The sequence below is a fragment of the Escherichia sp. WS1450 genome, from assembly GCF_046487395.1.
GTDB classification, from domain to species: Bacteria; Pseudomonadota; Gammaproteobacteria; order Enterobacterales; family Enterobacteriaceae; genus Escherichia; species Escherichia coli.
Genome location: NZ_JBJQJO010000018.1, coordinates 80,613 through 102,413 on the forward strand (window position 1 = coordinate 80,613; position 21,801 = coordinate 102,413).

Below are 21,801 nucleotides of genomic sequence, written 5' to 3' on the forward strand. Positions count from 1 at the left end.
TCGCGTGCCGCGATACGCTGGAAATACCCGTAGATTGAACTGGCGGATGGTGTGACTGACATCGGTCAGTGATGACTTTTTAGCAAACTATGTTCGATCAGTCAGCATATTTGCTGACTGGTCGAATTGACTAACAATGATGTTAACTTACTCTTTTGCCTGATGCTCTATTTTGGGGTTGTGAGTGTTTTATTTCCAAGTCTCTATAATAATCATTGATATTTGCATCGCCATATTTATCTAAATAACAATTTCTGTTTACCTGTCGATGTTGAAAATCAATTTCGTACTGCTCTTCTGCTGAATATTTTTTAAATCTGTCAGCATAGTTTTTTAATAACGTATAGTGGGCGCTGTCAGAATTACTTTCCCTTTGTTCAATCACTTCCTGGGCTGCCATGCACACAAATGCACCGCAACTTTGGCTTAAATATTGCTGAAGATCGGCATGTAAAAATATTATCTCGGGTTCAGTTAAATGAACTTTTATATTATTATTCGACATTTCTCCCATGAGTTCAGAGTTAAAACTATTAATGATACGCTTAAGTGAATTTTCTTTTTCATGGCCTAGTGCACGTAATGAGTTGAATATGACGCATTTTATTTGTTGTGTGTTATTTTTTTCATTAACTATTTTTTGTAGCGAAACTAATATCCAGTGTCCGCCAGTATTTATGGGGAATAACTGGACTTCTTTCGGCCATGATGGATCGCTCTTAATATTATCATTGAGAGCGATTTCCAGGTAAGTGCTGTTGGAATTGGGGAGGTAGAAATCAGTAGGATAATTGACTTGAGTATTTTTTGCATTAGCGGCTATCTTTTTAAGATAGCAAGCTATTTCATCTGTGGTTAATTGACGATTTTTATCCCAGAAGTTTGTCCCATCGCTCAGTTCATTATTCTTATCATTTAAAAGTACCTTTGAAAGCGACTGTTTTTCTGATATAAGAGGAATGTCCTCACCGATAATTGTCATTAATTTCGAAGGGGAGAATAGTTTTTTGAACAGGAGATCATCTGAATCATGTGATTTGAGGGGGTGTTTGGTTGCGGTATGTGCCAAATTATATAATTTTAAACAGGCATTTTTAATAAGTCGGATAATCGATAGGGTCTCATTTGTTGGGTTTCTAACAATATGGTAAAGAATATCTTCAGCTTTTTTCCCAAATTCATCATAACCTAACGCAATGTTATGCAGTAACTCAATGCTTTCTTCATCTCCTGATAACGCTGTTTTTTTTAAAGACTGCAGTAATTCATCGGTCACAGTAAATTTTTCTGCAAATGTCTGACTGAGTTGGGTATGAGATAATTGACAATAATTGCTGACAACTGTAACCATTATAGGCTCCTTTTAGTTGCAAAGGTTGTGCTGAATGAAGATAAAAAGAGGCAACTTATTGCTCTGAATATAGTGCGTAAGGAGATGAATAAATATCAAAAATCGCTCAATATGCCCGTGTGGGTGGATATATGTAGCGCGGGTTGCGATAACAGGGCAAGTTTCGCCCTGTTTTTAATAATAAGCAGAGTTAAACGTTAAACACGGTGAAATCATTCGCCAGTTCAGTCGCCGGGAAAATTGACCTGCATTCACGTAACAGGTGCTGACAACCTTTGTCATCATAGCGCGAGCTGACGTGGGTAATGATTAGCTTACCGACTCCAGCCTCACGGGCTAGTGTCGCAGCCTGGCGTGTAGAGCTATGGCCGCGACTATTGGCTTTGGCTTCCATGGTTATATCCAACGTCGCTTCGTGCACCATGACATCGACACCTTTAGCCAGGTCAATTGCGGCATCGCAGGGGCCGGTATCGCCGAAAATAGCGAGCGCTTTACCTGGCACTGGAGCGGCTAAGTAATCTGCGCCGTTAATCTGCCTTCCGTCTTCCAGCATGATTGTTTTGCCCGCTTTTAATTCCTGAAACAGTGGGCCAGGCGGTACGCCAGCAGCTTTTAATGCCTGGGCATTTAATGCACCCGGTTTATCATGTTCTTCAATACGATAGCCATAGCATTCCAGTGGGTGTTCCAGCGGATAAGCGGTCACTTTGCGCAGGCCATCATCGAGAATTTCGCCAGCGCCAATTTCGACAATTTCCAGTGGATAATCGGTCCATGAGCCGCTAATCCGCAGCGCGGTCTCCACAAATTCACGGATACCTTGCGGACCATAAATCGTTAAGGGTTGGACAATACCAGACATAGAACGACTGCACAGCAAGCCGGGTAAACCAAAGAGATGATCGCCATGAAGGTGACTGATAAAAATCTTGTCCAGTTTTCCAGGGTTAAAGGCGGTATGCAGTAGCTGATGCTGGGTGCCTTCACCGCAGTCAAACAACCAAAGTCCGCTCTGGGTCGGATGTTGCAGGTTAAGCAATATTGCCGTGACATTGCGCGTGCGGGTTGGCACCCCGGCTGAAGTACCTAAAAAAATTAATTCCATGAGTTCATCACGTTTCAAAAAATATTCCGGCTAGTATAAGGCATACATCTAAAAGGAGAGCATTATGATTGAATGGCAAGATCTGCATCACTCTGAATTATCGGTTTCCCAGCTTTATGCCTTATTACAACTGCGTTGCGCGGTGTTTGTTGTTGAGCAGAATTGCCCTTATCAGGATATCGATGGTGATGATTTGACGAGGGATAATCGCCATATTCTCGGTTGGAAAAATGATGAACTGGTGGCGTATGCGAGGATTCTGAAAAGTGATGATGATCTTGATCCGGTCGTTATTGGTCGGGTGATTGTTAGTGAAGCGTTGCGTGGCGAAAAAGTGGGGCAGCAGCTGATGAGTAAAACACTCGAAACATGTACGCGTCACTGGCCTGATAAACCTGTTTACCTCGGGGCGCAGGCGCATCTGCAAAACTTCTACCAGAGTTTTGGCTTTATCCCTGTGACGGAGGTCTATGAAGAAGATGGTATCCCACACATCGGGATGGCACGCGAGGTAATTCAGGCGTAATCAATAACCCTTGTCTATAGTTAGTGACAGGTTTTACGCAAATGGAGAACGAGAATGTCTAATCAGTTTGGTGATACACGTATCGATGATGACCTGACGCTGCTTAGTGAAACACTGGAAGAGGTGCTCCGCTCCTCTGGCGATCCCGCCGATCAGAAATATGTTGAGCTGAAAGCGCGTGCAGAAAAAGCGCTGGATGATGTGAAAAAACGGGTTAGCCAGGCTTCAGACAGTTATTACTATCGGGCGAAGCAGGCTGTTTATCGTGCTGATGACTACGTCCACGAAAAACCCTGGCAAGGAATTGGTGTGGGCGCGGCCGTTGGGCTGGTACTAGGACTGTTGCTGGCACGCCGTTAAAACCTCCCTACACCGGGGTACTGCATTTTTTTTGTAGTACCCCGTATAATGTGAGGCTTTTAACAGGGAGAGGTCCGCGTGCAATCACTTACTACGGCGCTGGAAAATCTACTGCGCCATTTGTCGCAAGAGATTCCGGCGACACCCGGCATTCGGGTTATTGATATTCCTTTCCCTCTCAATGACGCTTTTGATGCCTTGAGCTGGCTGGCCAGTCAGCAAACGTACCCGCAATTCTACTGGCAACAACGTAATGGTGATGAAGAAGCTGCTGTCCTGGGCGCGATTATCCGTTTTACGTCGTTGGACCAGGCACAATGTTTTCTTCGTCAGCACCCGGAACACGCCGACTTACGCATCTGGGGGCTGAATGCGTTTGACCCGTCGCAGGGTAATTTACTTTTACCACGCCTTGAATGGCGACGCTGTGGTGGTAAAGCCACGCTGCGACTGACGCTATTCAGCGAAAGCTCCCTTCAGCATGATGCGATTAAGGCAGAAGAATTTATCGCCACACTGGTGAGTATTAAACCCTTGCCTGGGTTACATTTAACCACCACCCGAGAACAACACTGGCCGGACAAAACGGGCTGGACGCAATTAATCGAACTGGCAACGAAAACCATCGCCGAAGGTGAGCTCGACAAAGTGGTGCTTGCTCGGGCAACTGACCTGCATTTCGCAAGTCCGGTCAATGCGGCAGCGATGATGGCTGCCAGTCGTCGGCTTAATCTGAACTGCTATCATTTTTACATGGCCTTTGATGGCGAAAATGCTTTTCTTGGCTCTTCACCGGAACGATTATGGCGGCGGCGTGACAAAGCGCTGCGTACTGAAGCGCTGGCGGGAACGGTAGCAAATCATCCTGATGATAAGCAGGCGCAGCGGTTGGGTGAGTGGCTGATGGCGGATGATAAAAACCAGCGCGAGAACATGTTGGTGGTAGAGGATATCTGCCAACGATTGCAGGCCGATACCCAGACGTTGGATGTTTTACCGCCGCAGGTACTGCGTCTGCGTAAAGTGCAGCATCTTCGCCGCTGTATCTGGACTGCACTCAACAAAGCGGATGATGTGATCTGTTTACATCAGTTGCAGCCAACGGCAGCAGTTGCTGGCTTACCGCGCGATCTGGCGCGACAGTTTATCGCCCGTCACGAACCGTTCACCCGAGAATGGTACGCCGGTTCTGCGGGCTATCTCTCTTTACAACAAAGCGAATTCTGCGTTTCCCTGCGCTCAGCAAAAATCAGTGGCAATGTCGTGCGATTATATGCTGGCGCGGGCATTGTCCGTGGTTCCGACCCCGAGCAAGAGTGGCAGGAAATCGACAACAAAGCGGCAGGGCTGCGTACTTTATTACAAATGGAATAGTAATGAGTCGCATCATTACCGATTCATATCAATAATCTATTTTTGTAGCTCCTTATACTTAGCCGCAATATTGATACCGGACAAACTCATGTCAGTAAGCGCATTTAACCGACGCTGGGCGGCGGTCATTCTGGAAGCATTAACGCGTCACGGCGTCAGACACATCTGTATCGCCCCTGGCTCGCGTTCTACACCGTTAACGTTAGCGGCGGCGGAGAATTCCGCATTCATTCACCACACCCATTTCGATGAGCGTGGACTGGGGCATCTGGCGCTGGGGCTGGCGAAAGTCAGCAAGCAGCCGGTGGCGGTGATTGTGACCTCCGGCACGGCGGTAGCAAATCTCTATCCTGCACTGATTGAAGCTGGGTTAACCGGAGAAAAACTGATCCTGTTAACCGCCGATCGCCCGCCGGAGCTAATTGACTGCGGCGCGAATCAGGCGATTCGTCAGCCGGGAATGTTCGCCTCTCACCCCACGCACAGTATTTCACTGCCGCGCCCGACCCAGGATATCCCCGCACGTTGGCTGGTTTCTACCATCGACCACGCTCTCGGTACGCTTCATGCTGGTGGAGTCCATATCAACTGCCCGTTTGCTGAACCGCTGTATGGCGAAATGGACGACACCGGGCTTAGCTGGCAACAGCGTCTGGGCGACTGGTGGCAGGACGATAAGCCGTGGCTGCGTGAAGCGCCTCGTCTGGAAAGTGAAAAACAGCGCGACTGGTTCTTCTGGCGACAAAAGCGCGGCGTGGTGGTTGCCGGGCGCATGAGTGCGGAAGAGGGCAAAAAAGTTACACTGTGGGCGCAAACTCTTGGCTGGCCGCTGATCGGCGATGTGCTGTCGCAAACCGGGCAGCCGCTGCCGTGTGCCGATCTCTGGTTAGGCAATGCCAAAGCGATCAGCGAACTGCAACAGGCGCAAATTGTGGTGCAACTGGGAAGCGGCCTGACGGGCAAACGGCTCCTGCAATGGCAGGCAATCTGTGAACCCGAAGAGTACTGGATTGTTGATGACATTGAAGGGCGACTTGATCCGGCACACCATCGCGGACGTCGCTTAATTGCCAATATTGCCGACTGGCTGGAGCAACATCCGGCAGAAAAACGCCAGCCCTGGTGCGTTGAAATCCCGCGCCTGGCTGAACAGGCAATGCAGGCGGTTATTGCCCGTCGCGATGCGTTTGGCGAAGCGCAACTGGCGCATCGCATCAGCGACTATCTGCCTGAACAGGGGCAATTGTTTGTCGGTAACAGCCTGGTGGTACGTCTGATTGATGCGCTTTCGCAACTTCCGGCAGGTTACCCGGTGTACAGCAACCGTGGTGCCAGCGGTATCGACGGGCTGCTCTCAACTGCCGCTGGCGTTCAGCGGGCCAGTGGCAAACCGACGCTGGCGATTGTGGGCGATCTCTCAGCACTTTACGATCTCAACGCGCTGGCGTTATTACGTCAGGTTTCCGCGCCGCTGGTATTAATTGTGGTGAACAACAACGGCGGGCAAATTTTCTCGCTGTTGCCAACGCCGAAAAACGAGCGCGAGCGTTTCTATCTGATGCCGCAAAACGTCCATTTTGAGCACGCCGCCGCGATGTTCGAGCTGAAATATCATCGTCCGCAAAACTGGCAGGAACTTGAAACGGCGCTTGCTGACGCCTGGCGCACGCCAACCACCACGGTGATTGAAATGGTGGTTAACGACACCGATGGTGCGCAAACGCTCCAGCAACTTCTGGCGCAGGTAAGCCATTTATGATCCTGCACGCGCAGGCAAAACACGGCAAACCAGGTTTACCCTGGCTGGTGTTTTTGCACGGTTTTTCCGGCGATTGCCACGAATGGCAAGAAGTGGGCGAGGCGTTTGCCGACTACTCGCGGTTGTATGTTGATCTCCCAGGTCACGGTGGTTCAGCGACGATCAGCGTCGATGGATTTGATGATGTCACCGACTTACTGTGTAAAACGCTGGTTAGTTACAACATCCTTAACTTCTGGCTGGTGGGGTACTCGCTTGGCGGACGGGTGGCGATGATGGCGGCTTGCCAGGAGCTGGCGGGGCTTTGTGGAGTTGTTGTCGAAGGCGGGCATCCTGGGTTGCAAAATGCTGAACAACGCGCGGAACGTCAGCGTTCCGATCGCCAATGGGCGCAGCGTTTTCGTACAGAACCGTTAACGGCGGTATTTGCCGATTGGTATCAACAGCCTGTTTTTACCTCGCTCAATGACGATCAACGCCGGGAGCTGGTGGCGCTGCGCAGCAACAATAATGGCACAACCCTTGCCGCCATGCTGGAGGCGACTTCTCTCGCCGTTCAGCCTGATTTACGTGCTAACCTTAGCGCCCGCACATTTGCGTTTTATTATTTATGTGGTGAACGTGACAGCAAATTCCGCGCCTTGGCGGCGGAACTGGCTGCCGAATGCCATGTCATTCCTCGCGCCGGACATAACGCGCATCGGGAAAATCCCGCTGGCGTAATCGCAAGTCTGGCGCAGATCTTGCGTTTCTGACTAAAGGACACAATATGATTTATCCTGATGAAGCAATGCTTTACGCACCGGTTGAATGGCACGACTGCTCCGAAGGTTTCGAGGACATTCGTTATGAAAAATCTGCCGACGGTATCGCAAAAATCACCATTAATCGTCCGCAGGTGCGCAATGCCTTCCGTCCTCTGACGGTAAAAGAGATGATCCAGGCGCTGGCAGATGCGCGTTATGACGACAACATCGGCGTGATCATTCTGACTGGTGCAGGCGATAAAGCGTTCTGCTCCGGTGGTGACCAGAAAGTGCGTGGCGATTACGGCGGCTATAAAGATGATTCCGGCGTACATCACCTGAACGTGCTGGACTTCCAGCGTCAGATCCGTACCTGTCCGAAACCGGTTGTCGCGATGGTGGCTGGCTACTCCATCGGCGGCGGTCACGTTCTGCACATGATGTGCGACCTGACTATCGCGGCAGATAATGCCATCTTCGGTCAGACTGGCCCGAAAGTCGGTTCCTTCGACGGCGGCTGGGGCGCTTCCTACATGGCGCGCATCGTCGGGCAGAAAAAAGCACGTGAAATCTGGTTCCTGTGCCGTCAGTACGACGCGAAACAGGCGCTGGATATGGGCCTTGTAAACACCGTGGTACCGCTGGCGGATCTGGAAAAAGAAACCGTCCGCTGGTGCCGCGAAATGCTGCAAAACAGCCCGATGGCGCTGCGCTGCCTGAAAGCTGCACTGAACGCCGACTGTGACGGTCAGGCAGGTCTGCAGGAGCTGGCGGGCAACGCCACCATGCTGTTCTACATGACGGAAGAAGGTCAGGAAGGTCGCAACGCCTTCAACCAGAAACGTCAGCCTGACTTCAGCAAATTCAAACGGAATCCGTAATGCGTAGCGCGCAGGTATACCGCTGGCAGATCCCCATGGACGCGGGGGTGGTTCTGCGCGACAGGCGGTTAAAAACCCGCGACGGGCTGTACGTTTGCCTGCGTGAGGGCGAGCGCGAAGGGTGGGGGGAGATCTCCCCACTGCCGGGCTTCAGCCAGGAAACCTGGGAAGAGGCGCAAAGCGTGCTGCTTGCCTGGGTAAATAACTGGCTGGCAGGCGATTGCGAGCTACCGCAGATGCCTTCCGTGGCCTTTGGCGTAAGCTGTGCATTGGCAGAACTGACCGATGCGTTGCCGCAAGCAGCCAACTACCGTGCGGCACCGCTGTGTAATGGCGATCCGGACGATCTGATCCTCAAACTTGCCGATATGCCGGGCGAGAAAGTGGCGAAGGTCAAAGTGGGATTGTACGAAGCCGTGCGCGACGGCATGGTGGTCAATCTGTTGCTGGAGGCAATTCCGGATCTGCATTTGCGTCTTGACGCGAACCGCGCCTGGACACCGCTGAAAGGCCAGCAGTTTGCCAAATACGTTAACCCGGATTATCGCCACCGCATTGCTTTTCTCGAAGAGCCGTGCAAAACCCGCGATGATTCGCGAGCGTTTGCCCGTGAAACCGGCATTGCCATTGCCTGGGATGAAAGCCTGCGCGAGCCGGATTTTACCTTTGTGGCTGAAGAGGGCGTGCGCGCGGTAGTTATCAAACCCACGCTCACGGGCAGCCTGGAGAAAGTACGCGAGCAGGTAGAGGCGGCGCACGCGTTGGGGCTGACGGCGGTGATCAGTTCATCTATTGAGTCGAGCTTAGGCTTAACGCAACTGGCGCGGATTGCCGCCTGGTTAACGCCAGAGACTATTCCAGGGCTGGACACGCTGGATCTGATGCAGGCGCAGCAGGTACGTCGCTGGCCGGGTAGCACGCTGCCTGTCGTGGAAGTTGATGCGCTGGAGCGGTTGTTATGATCTTCTCTGACTGGCCGTGGCGTCACTGGCGGCAAGTGCGGGGAGAAGCCATCGCCTTACGTCTTAATGACGAGCAACTCAACTGGCGCGAGCTTTGTGCTCGCGTCGATGAATTAGCCTCCGGCTTTGCGGCGCAGGGCGTTGTTGAGGGCAGCGGTGTGATGTTGCGGGCGTGGAATACGCCACAAACGCTGCTCGCCTGGCTGGCGTTACTGCAATGCGGGGCGCGGGTGCTGCCCGTGAACCCTCAGCTGCCGCAACCGTTGCTTGAAGAATTGCTGCCCAATCTTACGCTGCAATTTGCGCTGGTGCCGGATGGGGAAAACACGTTTCCGGCATTAACTTCGCTGCACATTCAGCTGGTTGAAGGCGCACATGCCGCTGCGTGGCAGCCGACGCGTCTGTGCTCAATGACGTTAACCTCTGGTTCCACTGGCTTGCCGAAAGCCGCTGTTCATACTTATCAGGCTCATCTTGCCAGCGCCGAAGGGGTGTTATCGCTGATTCCGTTTGGCGATCACGATGACTGGTTGCTCTCTTTACCGCTGTTTCACGTCTCCGGTCAGGGAATTATGTGGCGCTGGTTATACGCTGGTGCGCGGATGACGGTGCGTGATAAACAGCCATTGGATCAAATGCTGGCAGGCTGTACTCACGCTTCACTGGTGCCAACACAACTCTGGCGTTTGCTGGTTAACCGCAGTTCCGTTTCCCTGAAAGCGGTGTTACTTGGTGGTGCGGCAATTCCAGTCGAGTTGACGGAACAGGCGCGCGAGCAGGGGATTCGTTGCTTTTGCGGCTATGGTCTGACCGAGTTTGCCTCCACAGTGTGTGCGAAAGAAGCCGACGGTCTGGCAGACGTCGGTTCGCCGCTGCCGGGTCGGGAAGTGAAAATCGTAAACGACGAAGTGTGGCTGCGGGCTGCCAGCATGGCAGAAGGTTACTGGCGTAACGGGCAACTGGTTCCACAGGTTAATGATGAAGGCTGGTGCGCCACGCGCGATCGCGGTGAGATGCATAATGGCAAGCTGACCATTGTCGGACGTTTAGACAATCTGTTCTTCAGTGGTGGCGAAGGCATTCAGCCAGAAGAAGTCGAGCGCGTTATTGCTGCACATCCTGCGGTTTTGCAGGTGTTTATCGTTCCCGTTGCTGACAAGGAGTTTGGTCATCGACCGGTAGCGGTGGTGGAGTATGACCAGCAAACCGTTGATCTTGGCGAATGGGTGAAAGATAAGCTGGCCCGTTTTCAGCAACCGGTGCGTTGGTTAACGTTGCCGCCTGAACTGAAAAACGGCGGTATTAAAATTTCACGTCAGGCGCTAAAAGAGTGGGTGCAACGTCAGCAATAATTAACCCTCCGTTTCACTTCTCATTTCTGCCATTCCATTGCCGTTGATAAAGAGTTTATCTGTTAATCTGTAAATTGATGTGAAAACTCTTAGCAAACAGGATAATGCAATGGAATGGCTGGTCAAAAAATCGTGCTGCAATAAACAAGATAACAGACATGTACTTATGCTCTGCGATGCTGGCGGCGCGATAAAAATGATCGCCGAAGTGAAGAGTGACTTCGCCGTGAAAGTGGGGGATTTACTCTCCCCTTTGCAGAATGCGCTTTATTGTATTAATCGTGAAAAGCTGCATACGGTGAAAGTCCTCTCGGCAAGCAGTTATAGCCCCGATGAGTGGGAACGGCAGTGTACAGCGGCAGGGAAAACTCAGTAACGTTGTTTTGTCGTGGGCAGGAAAATCAACATCAACCCGCTCATAATACAAGCAACTCCCAGTAGTGCCTTCAGCGAAAAAGTTCCTTCCCAGCCGGGAAGTATCATTGATGCAATCCATACCAGCACATAGCTCATACTGAGCAAGGCATAGGCTTTGCTTAACGCAAGTTTATGTAGCGTTTTATACCAACAAAAAACGGAAAGCAGATAACCCAGCAGCCCGAGTAACAGTATCCGGGCATCCAGGCCAAAAGCTAACAGCGCCGCGATAAAATCCCATAAGTGCGTCATCGGCGGTAGATGACTCGCCGCATAACCCAGGCTTAATTGCGCAGCTGAGGCAATAATGACGCTGAATAATCCCCACATCAGGCCCATTACACCGTACTCCCGAGGATCACAATGCCGCCAATAATGAACGCCACCCCACACCAGTGACGCAGTGATACCGGCTCGTGCCACAGTTTTACTGCAGCCAGCGTCACCCAGACAAAATTCAGACTTAACATCGGGTAGGCAATGCCTACCGGTACGTTCTGCAAGACCAGCAGCCAGAGCACCATGGCAAGACCAAGACAAGCCAGCGCCAGTCCCAGCCACAGCACGATATGTTTGCGCCGTTTGTTTATCGCCACAAAGCAGGTTGCCTGTTTCTGACACAACTGCCCGGCAACGCTAAGCAAGCTGGCAAAGACTAATGTTAGCCAGATCATTTGGGACGATACTGAATCAGCACCAGACGCTCCTGACGATCGATGGCATCTGCGGGCGGAATGGCGAGACTGTTGATATCTTCATTGCGGTCAACCGAAAGCACGAGTGTAATAATCCCCTCCTGACGATGTTGATTAAGCCAGTTTGCGAACTCATCACCGCTGACAAATCTCCCTTTCGCATCCGGATAATTAAGGCCGTATTTCAACTCACCTGTCTGGCGATACATGATGATGTCATCGCGTTGCAGGCTCCATGCCAGACCTGCGGCAACACCGACGCTATCAGTAAGAATATAGCGGCTTGGCTGAAGTGATTCTTGTGTCATCTCGACAAAAAATTGCGGATGTTTTCCTTCCATGACTCTGTCAGGAATTGAAAATCCTACCAGCAACGCCAGCCCCAGCGGGCAAAGCGCGGCAAAAGACCAGGTCTTTTCGACGTTTGTTAAGGTGTACCAGCCGAAAAATGCCCATAGCGAAAAAATCGACCAGGCACAAAAGACTTTATAGCTCTCGAAGGTTTGCCACACTGGCGTGTTCATTGGTCCCCATGGGGAGACCACAAATGTGGCAATAATGCCAGTGACACCAAAAGCGATGTTAATCCAGCCATTAATCCGCAGCGCCAGAGGATTATTTTTTGCTGCCAGCAAAGCGTAATGCGCCATCAGCATTGCCAGAGGTGCAAAGCAGGAAAGAATATAGGTGGGCAATTTGCCTTTGGCGACGGAGAAAAACAGCAGCGGCATTATCGTCCAGCTCAACAAATAGACGGTTGCGGAATGCTTGCGGTTTTTCCAGCCTGCGTACAGTGCTCCGGGGAGTAATCCCAGCCACGGCAGGCTACCGGCAATGATGACCGGCAAGTAGTACCAGAACGGAGCTCTATGCTGAGCATCATCCATTGCAAAGCGTTGAATATGCTCAACCCAGAAAAAATAGTGCCAGAAGTCAGGCTCCCGCTGCGCTATCGCCAGTCCCCAGGGGAGAACCGTCAGTACGCAACTGATAACCGCCAGCCAGCCGTAAATAAAGAGATCTTTCCAGCGTTTTTGCGTTGCAACCCATGGAAGCACGCTTAATACCGGCACGGCAAGGGCGAGAAAACCTTTGGTCATCACCCCCATGCCGCAGGTGATTCCCAGCAGTAAAAATCCTGCGCTTTTGCCTTTCCACGTCTGTGCCTGCATTGCCAGCCAGAAGCTGCACATTCCCGCCACCAGCCAGAAGGCAATAAACGGATCGAGCACGGCATAAGTGCCGATGGCATAGACAATGAACAATGAGAGGTAAATCACTGCGGCGAGTAATGCCAGACGTTTATCGCGCCATAAGCGCAGAGTAAACCAGGTCACCAGCGCGGCAGTTAACAGGGTCGCAAAGATAACGCCTGCCCGCACACCAAAGTTATTCGCGCCAAATAGCCATTGCCCAATGCTGTTAATCCAGTATCCGGCAATGGGTTTTTCGAAATAACGTAACCCTAACAAATGGGGCACAATCCAGTCGCCGGATGCCAGCATTTCTCGACTGATTTCCGCATAACGCGTTTCATCGGGTTGCCATAGCAGACGCGTGCTGATCGGTAACAGGTAATAGCAGGCAATAAACGCGAAGAGGCCGATAAGGTAACGTACCGATTTCATCAGCGACTACCCGCAATTTGTTGGCAACCCAGCCAGCCTTCACGTCCGGCAATATTTCCGCGAACAACTTGTCCGAGTGGTAACGTCCCTGATAACAGTTCGCTTAAAGGGCAAAATGTCACGCCTTCCTGGGCTGCCCGTTTCAGGAGATCCACAAAATTATGCTGATAAGCGCAGCCTTCAACTTCTGCATGAATGGTATAAACCGGCGTGCCTTTATCTCGCAGGATGCGGTTGAGTAACCAACCGTTAAAATCTTCTGATTTCACATCCCGACCAATCACTTCATCCCAGGTGGGTAAGGTCACCGGAATTTGCGCAGTACCGGGTTTTCCTGATTCGAGCAATGGACGAAACGGCATCGCTCCACGACAATCGCTGTTGTAGCGCAAATGGAACGCTTCTTTTGCTTCGATCACCTGCTGGTCGGCACGCCAGCCAGCGGCTGCGGAGCAAGTTACCGGTTGGCCGATAATTTCTTCCAGGGTGCGAAGGCCGCGTGCGATATCTTCGACCATTGTTTGCCGATCCCAGTTACCGCTATGGGCTTGCCAGGCATGGTGATCCCAGGCGTGCAGGCCGACTTCGTGGTGTTTAGCCGCTTCACGAATGATATCGGCATTGGCATGACCAATCTCTTTACCTGGCCAGGCCGTACCTGCCAGTAAAATATCCCAGCCATAAAGCGATGCCGCGTTTGAGCGCAGCATCTTCCACAAAAACTGTGGCTTCACCAGTCGCCAGAGATGGCGGCCCATATTGTCCGGGCCGACGCTGAAAAAAATGCTGGCCTGAATATTATGCTTACTCAAGATTTCCAGCAGACGCGGCACGCCTTCACGGGTGCCACGAAAGGTATCGACATCAATGCGTAAGCCTACTTTGGTCATGATGGTTTATCCGTAAGATCAACGGTGCGCAGGAAGAAATCCAGCGTTTCGTCGATGGTTTCCTGCATATCAATTTTCGGCTCCCAGTCCAGGCAGCGGCGGGCATTGCGGATGCTTGGTTTACGATGCTCTACGTCCTGATATCCTTTGCCGTAGTAGCTGCTACTTTCGACAACGCGAAAGCCCGCAAACGGTGGGAAGTGATGGCGCAGCGGATGTTTTTCGAAGCTCGCCAGCAGCATCTCGCCCAGTTCCTCAATGCTCGCTTCGTTATCAGGATTGCCAATGTTGATAATTTCGCCGTCGCAGCGATTTCCCGCATTTTCGATGATGCGGTATAACGCCTCGATACCATCGCGAATATCAGTAAAGCAGCGTTTTTGTTTTCCGCCATCAATCAGCTTAATCGGTGAACCTTCTACCAGATTGAGAATGAGTTGCGTAATAGCGCGGGAGCTGCCAATTCGCGCTGCATTAAGGTTATCCAGTCGTGGCCCCATCCAGTTAAACGGGCGGAAGAGGGTGAACTGTAAACCCTCTTTTTCGCCATAGGCCCAGATCACTCGATCAAGTAATTGTTTAGACACCGAATAAATCCAGCGTGGTTTATTCACCGGGCCGACGATTAAATTAGAATGGTCCTCATCGAAGTATTTATCGCTACACATCCCATAAACTTCTGAAGTCGACGGGAAGATGATTCGCTTACGGTACTTCACGCAGTAGCGGATAATGCGTAGATTCTCTTCAAAATCGAGTTCAAATACGCGCAGTGGGTTGCGGGTATATTCAATCGGCGTGGCTATCGCCACCAGCGGCAAGACGACATCACATTTTTTGACGTGATACTCAATCCATTCGGAATGAATACTGATATCGCCTTCGACAAAGTGAAAATGCGGATGATTCAGAAAACGGCTTATCGCATCGCTGCCAATATCCAGACCGTAAACTTCATAATGATCTTCGCGCAGCAGGCGTTCTGTCAGATGGTTGCCAATAAAGCCATTCACCCCGAGGATGAGTACCCGGGTACGGCGTCGGGCGGTGCAGGCAGGCTGGCTATTCAAGCGTGAACCTTGCACCAGGCCCAGCGTCTGCGCTAATTGCGAGCCCTGCATAGTAATGCCGTCGCCCGCCTGTCCGGTGACGATTTCCAGCGCGCCATCGCCACAGGCAATCAGCAGTGGCGCTACAGAAATCACGCTCCCCGGCTGTGCTGCAGGCGCATGAGAATGCACGCGTGACGACCAGACGGTAAATTTCTGATTACCAACATAGCTGAAGGCACCCGGCCACGGATCGGCAACGGCACGCACCATGTTGTGCAGCACGGATGCCGGTTTATGCCATTCGAGGAAACTGTCTTCCGGTGTTCTGCGACCAAAACAGGTGGCTTCGTTTTCGCGCTGGGCGATTTCCAGAATATTACCGTGTTTAATGGTGGGTAATGTCTGCTCCAGTAGCTGGCGCGCGGCATGACATAACTTATGATGCAGCGTAATGGCGATATCGTCTGGCGCAATGGCAATGCGCAGTTGCGCCACAATGGCCCCGGCATCGGCACGTTTCACCATTCGGTGCAATGTAACGCCAGTTTCCGTTTCACCGTTCACCAGCACCCAGTTCAGCGGCGCGCGACCACGATATTTTGGTAACAGCGAACCATGCAGATTAAATGCACCTGCGGGAGCGAGCTGCAAAATCTCGTCGCAAATAAGATGGCGATAATAAAAAGAGAAAATCACCTCTGGTGAGAGTTGGGCAATACGTTCCACCCACAGCGGATGATTAACGTTATCCGGCGCATAAACCGGAATGCCTCTTTCCGCCGCCAGACGAGCCACCGAACCATAAAAGGCTTTTTCACCGGGATTATCGGTATGGGTAAAAATGGCGCTAATTTCGTAACCGGCAGCCAGCAGGGCTTCAATACCGAGGCATCCCATATCGTGGTAGGCAAAAACGACGGTTTTCATTATTCATTTTCCTTGCTGGATGGACGGATAACTTGCTGAACAAAATAGCGGGGGCGGGCGCGGACATCGGTGTAGATCCTGCCGATATATTCACCGAGTAATCCCATGCCGATAAACTGAGCGCCAATAAAAGTAAACAGCACGGCAAATAGCATAAAGACGCCTTCTGCCGCCCATTGTGGTCCGAAGGTCAGGCGTAAAATCACCAGCAGCACCGCAATGCTAAAACCGCCAATCGCAATAATGCTGCCGAGCAGACTCAGCATACGTAGCGGCGTTGTGGTAAGGCAGGTCACCAGGTCGTACATCAAATTAATCAGGCGCATAAAACTGTATTTGGATTCACCAAACTCACGCTCGGCATGATGCACTGGAATTTCAATGGCACGGCGGGCGAAGATATTCGCCAGAATCGGGATAAAGGTGCTGCGTTCATGGCAGTGCAACATCGCATCGACAATATGACGGCGATAGGCGCGCAGCATACAACCATAGTCACCCATCGCTTTGCCAGTGGTGCGCTGAATAAGCCGGTTAATCATCTTCGAAGCGGTTTTACGAAACCAGCTGTCCTGGCGGTTCTGACGCACAGTTCCTACCACGTCGTAGCCTTCATCGGCTTTTGCCACCAGGCGGGGGATCTCCTCTGGCGGATTCTGAAGATCGGCATCAAGGGTAATAATTAAGTCGCCAGTAACGTGACTGAATCCCGCCATAATCGCTGAATGTTGCCCGTAATTGCGGTTAAGCAAAATAGACACAATATGGCTATTCTCCGCTTGTGAGGCTTCGACCAGCATATGCGCGGAATTATCGCTACTGCCGTCATCAATCAGCAGGATTTCATACTCTTTCCCCAGTGATTCACAGGCTGTGGTGGTGCGCCTGATTAATTCCGGTAAGCTTTCCTGCTCGTTATAAACGGGAATAACCACCGAGACTTTCTTAACAGGGTGGATTTCAAACATGGCTTATTGTCCTGCGAGTTGCTGAAGGGCTGTGATGACGCGGTCGGCATCGGCGGTGGTCATATCCGGGAACAGCGGCAACGAACAGATGCGTTCGCTATTCCATTCGGTATTCGGTAACGACAGCGTGGGAAAACGCTGGCGATAATATTTTTGTGTGTGAGCGGCGCGGAAATGTAACCCGGTACCAATACCTCTTTCTTTTAACGCTTCCATCAACGCATCGCGACTGATACCACAACGTTGTTCATCGACACGAATAATAAACAGATGCCAGGCGTGAACGTGCGGCCAGGCGGGAAGGCTTAATGGCTGAAAGGGGAGAGCTGCCAGTGCTTGCTGATATTGCTGGGCAATTTCGCGCCGACGGGTGTTGAGGTGCTCTAATTTTGCTAACTGTGTCAGGGCAATCGCGGCGTTAATATCGGTCAGATTGTACTTATAGCCCGGTGTTAAGACTTCAGCTTGCGGTGCACGGCCCCAGGTTTGTCTGTCATAGGCATCGACACCCAGACCGTGAAATTTCAGCATCCGTAGCTGGCGGGCAAGGTTTTCATTATCTGTAACAATCAGGCCACCTTCCGCACAGGTAATATTTTTGATGGCGTGAAACGAAAAAATAGCGGTACCTTTTGTGTCAATATGTCGCCCTTTGTAATACGTACCGACGGCATGGGCAGCATCTTCGATAACTGCGATGCCGTAACGTTCGCCAATGGCGCGAATGGCGTCAATATCTGCTGGCGCACCGGCATAATGCACCGGAATGATGGCTTTAGTGCGTGGCGTAATGGCTGACTCGATCGCTTCAGGCGTGACCATCAGCGTATCGTGGTCGACATCCACCATTACCGGCGTTGCACCCAACAAGGAAATCATATTGAGGGTTGAAACCCAGGTCAGGGAAGGCGTAATCACTTCATCGCCCTTGCCAATTTCCAACGCCATTAGCGTGATATGCATTCCGGCGGTGGCTGAACTGACCGCGATGGCATGCTGATTTCCCGTCAACTGGCAAAAGGCTTGTTCAAGCGCCTGATTCTTCGGACCGGTTGTGATCCAACCGGATTCGAGAACCTCTTTAACTGCAGCGAGTTCCTCCACGCCCATTGCTGGTCGCGAAAAAGGCAAAAATTCTGACATTGCTTTTCCTTCCGCCATTGAATACCTGTCCACTTATATTTGCTATAAAGAGTGTTGTGTATATTTTGCCATTTGGAGCAAAATTTTAAGGATAGAATATTAACTTAACCTTAAGAAACTAATATTAGACGTAAATATTGAAATTTTTATATTTTTTCTTATTTAGGCTTTGCATTTGGCAAAATTTTGAGGCATTTTGCCGGCATCGCAGGATTTTTAATATTACACCAACTGCTAATTATCGCCAGAAATGTCGCTCAATTTCACGGTAATTGTCTGGTTGCGCTTGTCTATAGGTGGAGTTTACGTGTTAGCTTTTTGCCGCTCTTCGTTGAAGTCAAAAAAATATTTCATCATTTTACTGGCGCTCGCTGCAATTGCCGGACTGGGTACTCATGCCGCCTGGAGTAGCAATGGTTTGCCACGTATCGACAATAAAACGCTGGCCAGACTGGCACAGCAGCATCCGGTTGTCGTTTTGTTTCGCCATGCTGAACGTTGCGATCGTTCAACCAATCAATGCTTGTCAGATAAAACAGGTATTACGGTCAAAGGTACCCAGGATGCCCGTGAACTGGGCAACGCTTTTAGTGCTGATATCCCTGATTTCGATCTTTATTCCAGTAATACCGTCCGGACCATTCAGTCGGCGACCTGGTTTTCAGCGGGTAAAAAGCTGACGGTAGATAAACGACTTCTTCAGTGCGGTAATGAGATTTATAGTGCAATTAAGGACTTACAAAGCAAAGCGCCTGATAAAAATATCGTTATTTTCACCCATAATCATTGCCTGACATATATTGCTAAAGATAAGCGTGATGCGACATTTAAACCTGATTATCTGGATGGTTTAGTCATGCATGTGGAAAAAGGCAAAGTTTATCTGGATGGGGAATTCGTTAACCACTAAATTTTCAATCTGACAGCCAGTAATGGCTGTCATCATTATTACAGAAGACCTTTCAAACGTAACGTTTTTCGGGTGGCGACATTCAAATCATAATGCACCAGATCTTCAGGTTTTACCCACGCGTAGTCCTGAAACTCTTCGTTTATTTTCACTTCTCGGTTGGCAGAAACGCAGTCAAAAGTCAGGTAAATCATATAAATCTCTTCCTTGCGACCATCTGCATACGTCTTGGTGCGAATATCATCGCTGAAGGTCCACGGCGTGATTTCTGTCAAAAGCAGCTGTTCTCCCAGTTCTTCGCGAATTTCGCGGCGTAGTGCCTCTTCAATTCGTTCGCCAGGCTCCACGCCACCACCCGAAAGCGCCCATTGACCGGGGAAAACGCCGCGATCGTCGGCCATTTTACACAGCAAATAAGCACCATCATTTTGAATCAAAGGGCATACAATAGTCCGTTGTCGCACGGGGATATTCCTTATAAATAAAAAGAAACCATGAGAATACGGTAACTCAGAAATATGTGAAAGTGACAGTAATCTCTTTTGCGATGATAACTGCACTTATTATTATTTTTGTGTGTATCGGTAAAGTGTGTTTATTTTTTCGGCGTTTAATTATTTAAGAAGTATTTAGTTACAATAAGTGACTAGATCCCTTTTTTCGCTCATTGAATCCTCTGTGCCAGGCAGTACAATCCCGCAGCTTTGGGAATTTTGATTTATTGCTTGTGGGAGAGGGGAAAATGAAAAAAATTGCGCTAGCAGGTCTGGCCGGAATGCTGTTGGTTTCTGCATCGGTCAATGCAATGAGCATCAGCGGTCAGGCGGGTAAAGAATACACCAATATTGGTGTCGGTTTTGGGACTGAATCGACGGGCCTGGCGTTAAGCGGTAACTGGACACATAACGACGACGACGGTGACGTCGCGGGCGTGGGGCTGGGGTTGAATCTGCCTCTCGGGCCGTTAATGGCGACCGTTGGCGGAAAAGGCGTTTACACCAACCCGAATTACGGCGATGAAGGTTATGCCGCAGCGGTAGGAGGTGGTTTGCAGTGGAAAATTGGCAACAGCTTCCGTTTGTTTGGCGAGTATTACTACTCTCCGGATTCGCTCTCCAGCGGTATTAAAAGTTATGAGGAAGCGAATGCGGGCGCGCGTTACACCATTATGCGTCCAGTGAGTATTGAGGCGGGCTATCGCTACTTGAACCTTTCTGGTAAAGACGGTAACCGCGACAACGCCGTGGCTGACGGCCCGTATGTTGGGGTTAACGCCAGTTTCTGATCCCTTCCGGCGCGGCATTCTGTCGCGCCATTCAGTTTCTTACTACGCCTTATCTTCCTTTGCGTTATAGTGATTCGATAACAAAAGCAGGAGATAACCATGTTAAAAGTGGAAATGCTATCCACCGGGGATGAAGTGTTACACGGGCAAATCGTTGACACTAACGCTGCCTGGCTGGCCGATTTTTTCTTTCATCAGGGGTTGCCATTATCTCGCCGCAATACGGTGGGAGATAACCTTGATGACTTAGTGACCATTCTTCGCGAACGGAGTCAGCACGCCGATGTGCTGATCGTTAACGGCGGGCTGGGGCCGACCAGTGATGATTTAAGCGCACTCGCCGCTGCAACAGCAAAAGGTGAAGGCCTGGTGCTGCATGAGGCCTGGCTCAAAGAGATGGAACGCTATTTCCACGAACGTGGACGAGTAATGACACCGAGCAACCGTAAACAAGCGGAGCTACCTGCCAGTGCTGAATTTATCAATAACCCGGTAGGCACCGCCTGTGGTTTTGCCGTGCAGCTTAATCGTTGCCTGATGTTCTTTACCCCCGGCGTACCGTCAGAATTTAAGGTGATGGTCGAGCACGAAATCCTGCCGCGCCTGCGCGAGCGTTTTTCTTTACCGCAGCCGCCGGTTTGTCTGCGTTTGACTACATTTGGTCGTTCGGAAAGCGATCTGGCACAAAGCCTGGACACCCTGCAACTGCCGCCGGGGGTAACAATGGGCTATCGCTCTTCTATGCCGATTATCGAACTGAAACTCACCGGACCGGCAAGCGAGAAACAGGCGATGGAAAAACTGTGGCTGGACGTTAAACGTGTTGCCGGACAGAGCGTGATTTTCGAAGGTACCGAAGGACTGCCCTCGCAGATCAGCCGCGAATTGCAAAACCGCCAGTTCAGCCTGACGTTGAGCGAGCAATTCACCGGTGGTTTATTGGCTTTGCAACTTTCTCGCGCAGGTGCTCCATTGCTGGCGTGTGAAGTGGTTCCTTCACAGGAGGAAACCCTGGCGCAAACTGCGCACTGGATTACAGAACGGCGGGCCAACCATTTTGCCGGGCTGGCACTGGCTGTTTCTGGTTTCGAGAACGAACATCTCAACTTTGCGCTAGCCACGCCAGACGGCACTTTCGCTCTGCGTGTGCGTTTCAGCACTACGCGCTACAGCCTGGCTATCCGTCAGGAAGTGTGCGCAATGATGGCACTGAATATGCTGCGCCGTTGGTTAAACGGCCAGGACATCGCCAGTGAGCATGGCTGGATTGAGGTTGTTGAGTCCATGACTTTATCCAGTGCGCTGTAAAACCCCGTCCTTCAGGGCGGGGATATAAGGCGCGGTTTTCCACCTGACCAGGTGTTTGCTGTTGTTCAATGTATTGGCGGATGACGGATATTGGCGCACCTCCGCAGCTACTGGCAAAATAGCCAGGACTCCACAAAACGCCTTTGTAGTAATACCTGA

22 protein-coding genes and 1 pseudogene are annotated in these 21,801 nt (G+C 50.9%); 12 read left to right on the top strand and 11 right to left on the bottom strand.

What is annotated here, in order from left to right:
• Window positions 1–142: 142 nt before the first annotated feature.
• Window positions 143–1,351 (bottom strand): deubiquitinase ElaD, encoded by a 1,209-nt coding sequence (gene elaD, locus ACJHYR_RS19150; RefSeq protein WP_072837547.1) that lies wholly within the window; start codon window positions 1,349–1,351, stop codon window positions 143–145.
• A gap of 190 nt (window positions 1,352–1,541) precedes the next feature.
• Window positions 1,542–2,459 carry a ribonuclease BN gene (gene rbn / locus ACJHYR_RS19155; RefSeq protein WP_059327920.1) on the bottom strand — a complete coding sequence of 306 codons (918 nt, stop codon included), beginning with the start codon at window positions 2,457–2,459 and terminating at the stop codon, window positions 1,542–1,544.
• A 64-nt stretch (window positions 2,460–2,523) separates the two neighbouring features.
• Here rbn and ACJHYR_RS19160 point away from each other — a divergent pair, with 64 nt between their 5' ends.
• The 9 genes from ACJHYR_RS19160 (at window position 2,524) to pmrD (ending at window position 10,795) form a co-directional block, all read left to right on the top strand.
• The gene (locus ACJHYR_RS19160; protein ID WP_000574096.1) at window positions 2,524–2,985 is read left to right on the top strand and encodes a GNAT family N-acetyltransferase; all 462 of its coding nucleotides are present in this window, start codon (window positions 2,524–2,526) and stop codon (window positions 2,983–2,985) included.
• Between the two features lie 54 nt (window positions 2,986–3,039).
• The gene (gene elaB, locus ACJHYR_RS19165) at window positions 3,040–3,345 is read left to right on the top strand and encodes a stress response protein ElaB (RefSeq protein ID WP_000070621.1); all 306 of its coding nucleotides are present in this window, start codon (window positions 3,040–3,042) and stop codon (window positions 3,343–3,345) included.
• Window positions 3,346–3,423: 78 nt separating this feature from the next.
• A complete protein-coding gene (menF, locus tag ACJHYR_RS19170) occupies window positions 3,424–4,719 on the top strand; it encodes an isochorismate synthase MenF (protein WP_001544749.1) in 1,296 nt (431 codons plus the stop codon).
• An 88-nt stretch (window positions 4,720–4,807) separates the two neighbouring features.
• The gene (menD, locus tag ACJHYR_RS19175) at window positions 4,808–6,478 is read left to right on the top strand and encodes a 2-succinyl-5-enolpyruvyl-6-hydroxy-3-cyclohexene-1-carboxylic-acid synthase (protein WP_001590427.1); all 1,671 of its coding nucleotides are present in this window, start codon (window positions 4,808–4,810) and stop codon (window positions 6,476–6,478) included.
• On the top strand, window positions 6,475–7,233 hold the full coding sequence (gene menH / locus ACJHYR_RS19180) for a 2-succinyl-6-hydroxy-2,4-cyclohexadiene-1-carboxylate synthase (RefSeq protein ID WP_000600521.1): 759 nt from the start codon (window positions 6,475–6,477) through the stop codon (window positions 7,231–7,233). Before menD ends, menH begins: the two co-directional genes overlap by 4 nt.
• 14 nt (window positions 7,234–7,247) lie before the next feature.
• A complete protein-coding gene (menB, locus tag ACJHYR_RS19185) occupies window positions 7,248–8,105 on the top strand; it encodes a 1,4-dihydroxy-2-naphthoyl-CoA synthase (protein WP_000639989.1) in 858 nt (285 codons plus the stop codon).
• On the top strand, window positions 8,105–9,067 hold the full coding sequence (gene menC / locus ACJHYR_RS19190; protein WP_001255627.1) for an o-succinylbenzoate synthase: 963 nt from the start codon (window positions 8,105–8,107) through the stop codon (window positions 9,065–9,067). Before menB ends, menC begins: the two co-directional genes overlap by 1 nt.
• The gene (gene menE / locus ACJHYR_RS19195; protein ID WP_001590425.1) at window positions 9,064–10,419 is read left to right on the top strand and encodes an o-succinylbenzoate--CoA ligase; all 1,356 of its coding nucleotides are present in this window, start codon (window positions 9,064–9,066) and stop codon (window positions 10,417–10,419) included. Before menC ends, menE begins: the two co-directional genes overlap by 4 nt.
• Window positions 10,420–10,528: 109 nt before the next feature.
• Window positions 10,529–10,795, top strand: coding sequence for a signal transduction protein PmrD (pmrD, locus tag ACJHYR_RS19200; RefSeq protein WP_001297080.1), 267 nt, complete (start codon window positions 10,529–10,531; stop codon window positions 10,793–10,795).
• On the opposite strand, the gene arnF is transcribed toward pmrD, so the two are convergent.
• Genes arnF through arnB form a run of 7 tightly spaced genes read right to left on the bottom strand, consistent with a single transcriptional unit; the run spans window position 10,789 to window position 18,139 of the window.
• A complete protein-coding gene (gene arnF / locus ACJHYR_RS19205) occupies window positions 10,789–11,175 on the bottom strand; it encodes a 4-amino-4-deoxy-L-arabinose-phosphoundecaprenol flippase subunit ArnF (RefSeq protein WP_000523867.1) in 387 nt (128 codons plus the stop codon). The two genes, pmrD and arnF, sit on opposite strands and share 7 nt — an antisense overlap.
• Window positions 11,175–11,510 (bottom strand): 4-amino-4-deoxy-L-arabinose-phosphoundecaprenol flippase subunit ArnE, encoded by a 336-nt coding sequence (gene arnE, locus ACJHYR_RS19210; protein ID WP_000638030.1) that lies wholly within the window; start codon window positions 11,508–11,510, stop codon window positions 11,175–11,177. The genes arnF and arnE overlap by 1 nt, the downstream gene beginning before the upstream one ends.
• Window positions 11,507–13,159 (bottom strand): lipid IV(A) 4-amino-4-deoxy-L-arabinosyltransferase, encoded by a 1,653-nt coding sequence (arnT, locus tag ACJHYR_RS19215; protein ID WP_000844019.1) that lies wholly within the window; start codon window positions 13,157–13,159, stop codon window positions 11,507–11,509. The genes arnE and arnT overlap by 4 nt, the downstream gene beginning before the upstream one ends.
• Window positions 13,159–14,049, bottom strand: a complete 891-nt coding sequence (gene arnD / locus ACJHYR_RS19220) for a 4-deoxy-4-formamido-L-arabinose-phosphoundecaprenol deformylase (protein ID WP_072837548.1) — start codon at window positions 14,047–14,049, stop codon at window positions 13,159–13,161. The genes arnT and arnD overlap by 1 nt, the downstream gene beginning before the upstream one ends.
• Window positions 14,046–16,028, bottom strand: a complete 1,983-nt coding sequence (gene arnA / locus ACJHYR_RS19225) for a bifunctional UDP-4-amino-4-deoxy-L-arabinose formyltransferase/UDP-glucuronic acid oxidase ArnA (protein ID WP_000860281.1) — start codon at window positions 16,026–16,028, stop codon at window positions 14,046–14,048. The genes arnD and arnA overlap by 4 nt, the downstream gene beginning before the upstream one ends.
• Window positions 16,028–16,996: an undecaprenyl-phosphate 4-deoxy-4-formamido-L-arabinose transferase gene (gene arnC, locus ACJHYR_RS19230; protein ID WP_000461657.1), complete on the bottom strand. Its 969-nt coding sequence runs from the start codon at window positions 16,994–16,996 to the stop codon at window positions 16,028–16,030. Before arnC ends, arnA begins: the two co-directional genes overlap by 1 nt.
• Before the next feature lie 3 nt (window positions 16,997–16,999).
• On the bottom strand, window positions 17,000–18,139 hold the full coding sequence (gene arnB, locus ACJHYR_RS19235; RefSeq protein ID WP_072837549.1) for a UDP-4-amino-4-deoxy-L-arabinose aminotransferase: 1,140 nt from the start codon (window positions 18,137–18,139) through the stop codon (window positions 17,000–17,002).
• Window positions 18,140–18,446: 307 nt separating this feature from the next.
• Here arnB and ais point away from each other — a divergent pair, with 307 nt between their 5' ends.
• Window positions 18,447–19,049 (top strand): lipopolysaccharide core heptose(II)-phosphate phosphatase Ais, encoded by a 603-nt coding sequence (ais, locus tag ACJHYR_RS19240; protein WP_001306469.1) that lies wholly within the window; start codon window positions 18,447–18,449, stop codon window positions 19,047–19,049.
• Window positions 19,050–19,087: 38 nt separating this feature from the next.
• Here the strand turns inward: ais and nudI are convergent, their stop codons facing one another.
• Entirely contained in the window at window positions 19,088–19,513 is a 426-nt protein-coding gene (gene nudI, locus ACJHYR_RS19245; RefSeq protein ID WP_001306470.1) for a nucleoside triphosphatase NudI, read from the bottom strand.
• Between the two features lie 278 nt (window positions 19,514–19,791).
• Between nudI and ACJHYR_RS19250 the strand changes: the two genes are divergently transcribed.
• Entirely contained in the window at window positions 19,792–20,334 is a 543-nt protein-coding gene (locus ACJHYR_RS19250) for a YfaZ family outer membrane protein (protein ID WP_001301623.1), read from the top strand.
• 99 nt (window positions 20,335–20,433) lie between these two features.
• On the top strand, window positions 20,434–21,642 hold the full coding sequence (locus tag ACJHYR_RS19255) for a nicotinamide mononucleotide deamidase-related protein YfaY (protein ID WP_000921638.1): 1,209 nt from the start codon (window positions 20,434–20,436) through the stop codon (window positions 21,640–21,642).
• Between the two features lie 49 nt (window positions 21,643–21,691).
• Here ACJHYR_RS19255 and ACJHYR_RS19260 read toward each other — a convergent pair.
• A pseudogene (locus ACJHYR_RS19260) lies at window positions 21,692–21,801 on the bottom strand (transposase); the annotation flags it as partial.

Excerpts from the sequence above, each read along its gene's own strand:
- arnA (WP_000860281.1), bottom strand. The coding sequence starts at position 16,028 with ATGAAAACCGTCGTTTTTGCCTACCACGATATGGGATGCCTCGGTATT.
- menE (WP_001590425.1), top strand. The coding sequence starts at position 9,064 with ATGATCTTCTCTGACTGGCCGTGGCGTCACTGGCGGCAAGTGCGGGGA.
- menD (WP_001590427.1), top strand. The coding sequence starts at position 4,808 with ATGTCAGTAAGCGCATTTAACCGACGCTGGGCGGCGGTCATTCTGGAA.
- rbn (WP_059327920.1), bottom strand. The coding sequence starts at position 2,459 with ATGGAATTAATTTTTTTAGGTACTTCAGCCGGGGTGCCAACCCGCACG.
- menC (WP_001255627.1), top strand. The coding sequence starts at position 8,105 with ATGCGTAGCGCGCAGGTATACCGCTGGCAGATCCCCATGGACGCGGGG.
- arnE (WP_000638030.1), bottom strand. The coding sequence starts at position 11,510 with ATGATCTGGCTAACATTAGTCTTTGCCAGCTTGCTTAGCGTTGCCGGG.
- arnD (WP_072837548.1), bottom strand. The coding sequence starts at position 14,049 with ATGACCAAAGTAGGCTTACGCATTGATGTCGATACCTTTCGTGGCACC.
- pmrD (WP_001297080.1), top strand. The coding sequence starts at position 10,529 with ATGGAATGGCTGGTCAAAAAATCGTGCTGCAATAAACAAGATAACAGA.
- arnF (WP_000523867.1), bottom strand. The coding sequence starts at position 11,175 with ATGGGCCTGATGTGGGGATTATTCAGCGTCATTATTGCCTCAGCTGCG.
- elaD (WP_072837547.1), bottom strand. The coding sequence starts at position 1,351 with ATGGTTACAGTTGTCAGCAATTATTGTCAATTATCTCATACCCAACTC.
- ACJHYR_RS19250 (WP_001301623.1), top strand. The coding sequence starts at position 19,792 with ATGAAAAAAATTGCGCTAGCAGGTCTGGCCGGAATGCTGTTGGTTTCT.
- menB (WP_000639989.1), top strand. The coding sequence starts at position 7,248 with ATGATTTATCCTGATGAAGCAATGCTTTACGCACCGGTTGAATGGCAC.
- arnT (WP_000844019.1), bottom strand. The coding sequence starts at position 13,159 with ATGAAATCGGTACGTTACCTTATCGGCCTCTTCGCGTTTATTGCCTGC.
- ACJHYR_RS19160 (WP_000574096.1), top strand. The coding sequence starts at position 2,524 with ATGATTGAATGGCAAGATCTGCATCACTCTGAATTATCGGTTTCCCAG.
- arnB (WP_072837549.1), bottom strand. The coding sequence starts at position 18,139 with ATGTCAGAATTTTTGCCTTTTTCGCGACCAGCAATGGGCGTGGAGGAA.
- elaB (WP_000070621.1), top strand. The coding sequence starts at position 3,040 with ATGTCTAATCAGTTTGGTGATACACGTATCGATGATGACCTGACGCTG.
- menH (WP_000600521.1), top strand. The coding sequence starts at position 6,475 with ATGATCCTGCACGCGCAGGCAAAACACGGCAAACCAGGTTTACCCTGG.
- arnC (WP_000461657.1), bottom strand. The coding sequence starts at position 16,996 with ATGTTTGAAATCCACCCTGTTAAGAAAGTCTCGGTGGTTATTCCCGTT.
- ACJHYR_RS19255 (WP_000921638.1), top strand. The coding sequence starts at position 20,434 with ATGTTAAAAGTGGAAATGCTATCCACCGGGGATGAAGTGTTACACGGG.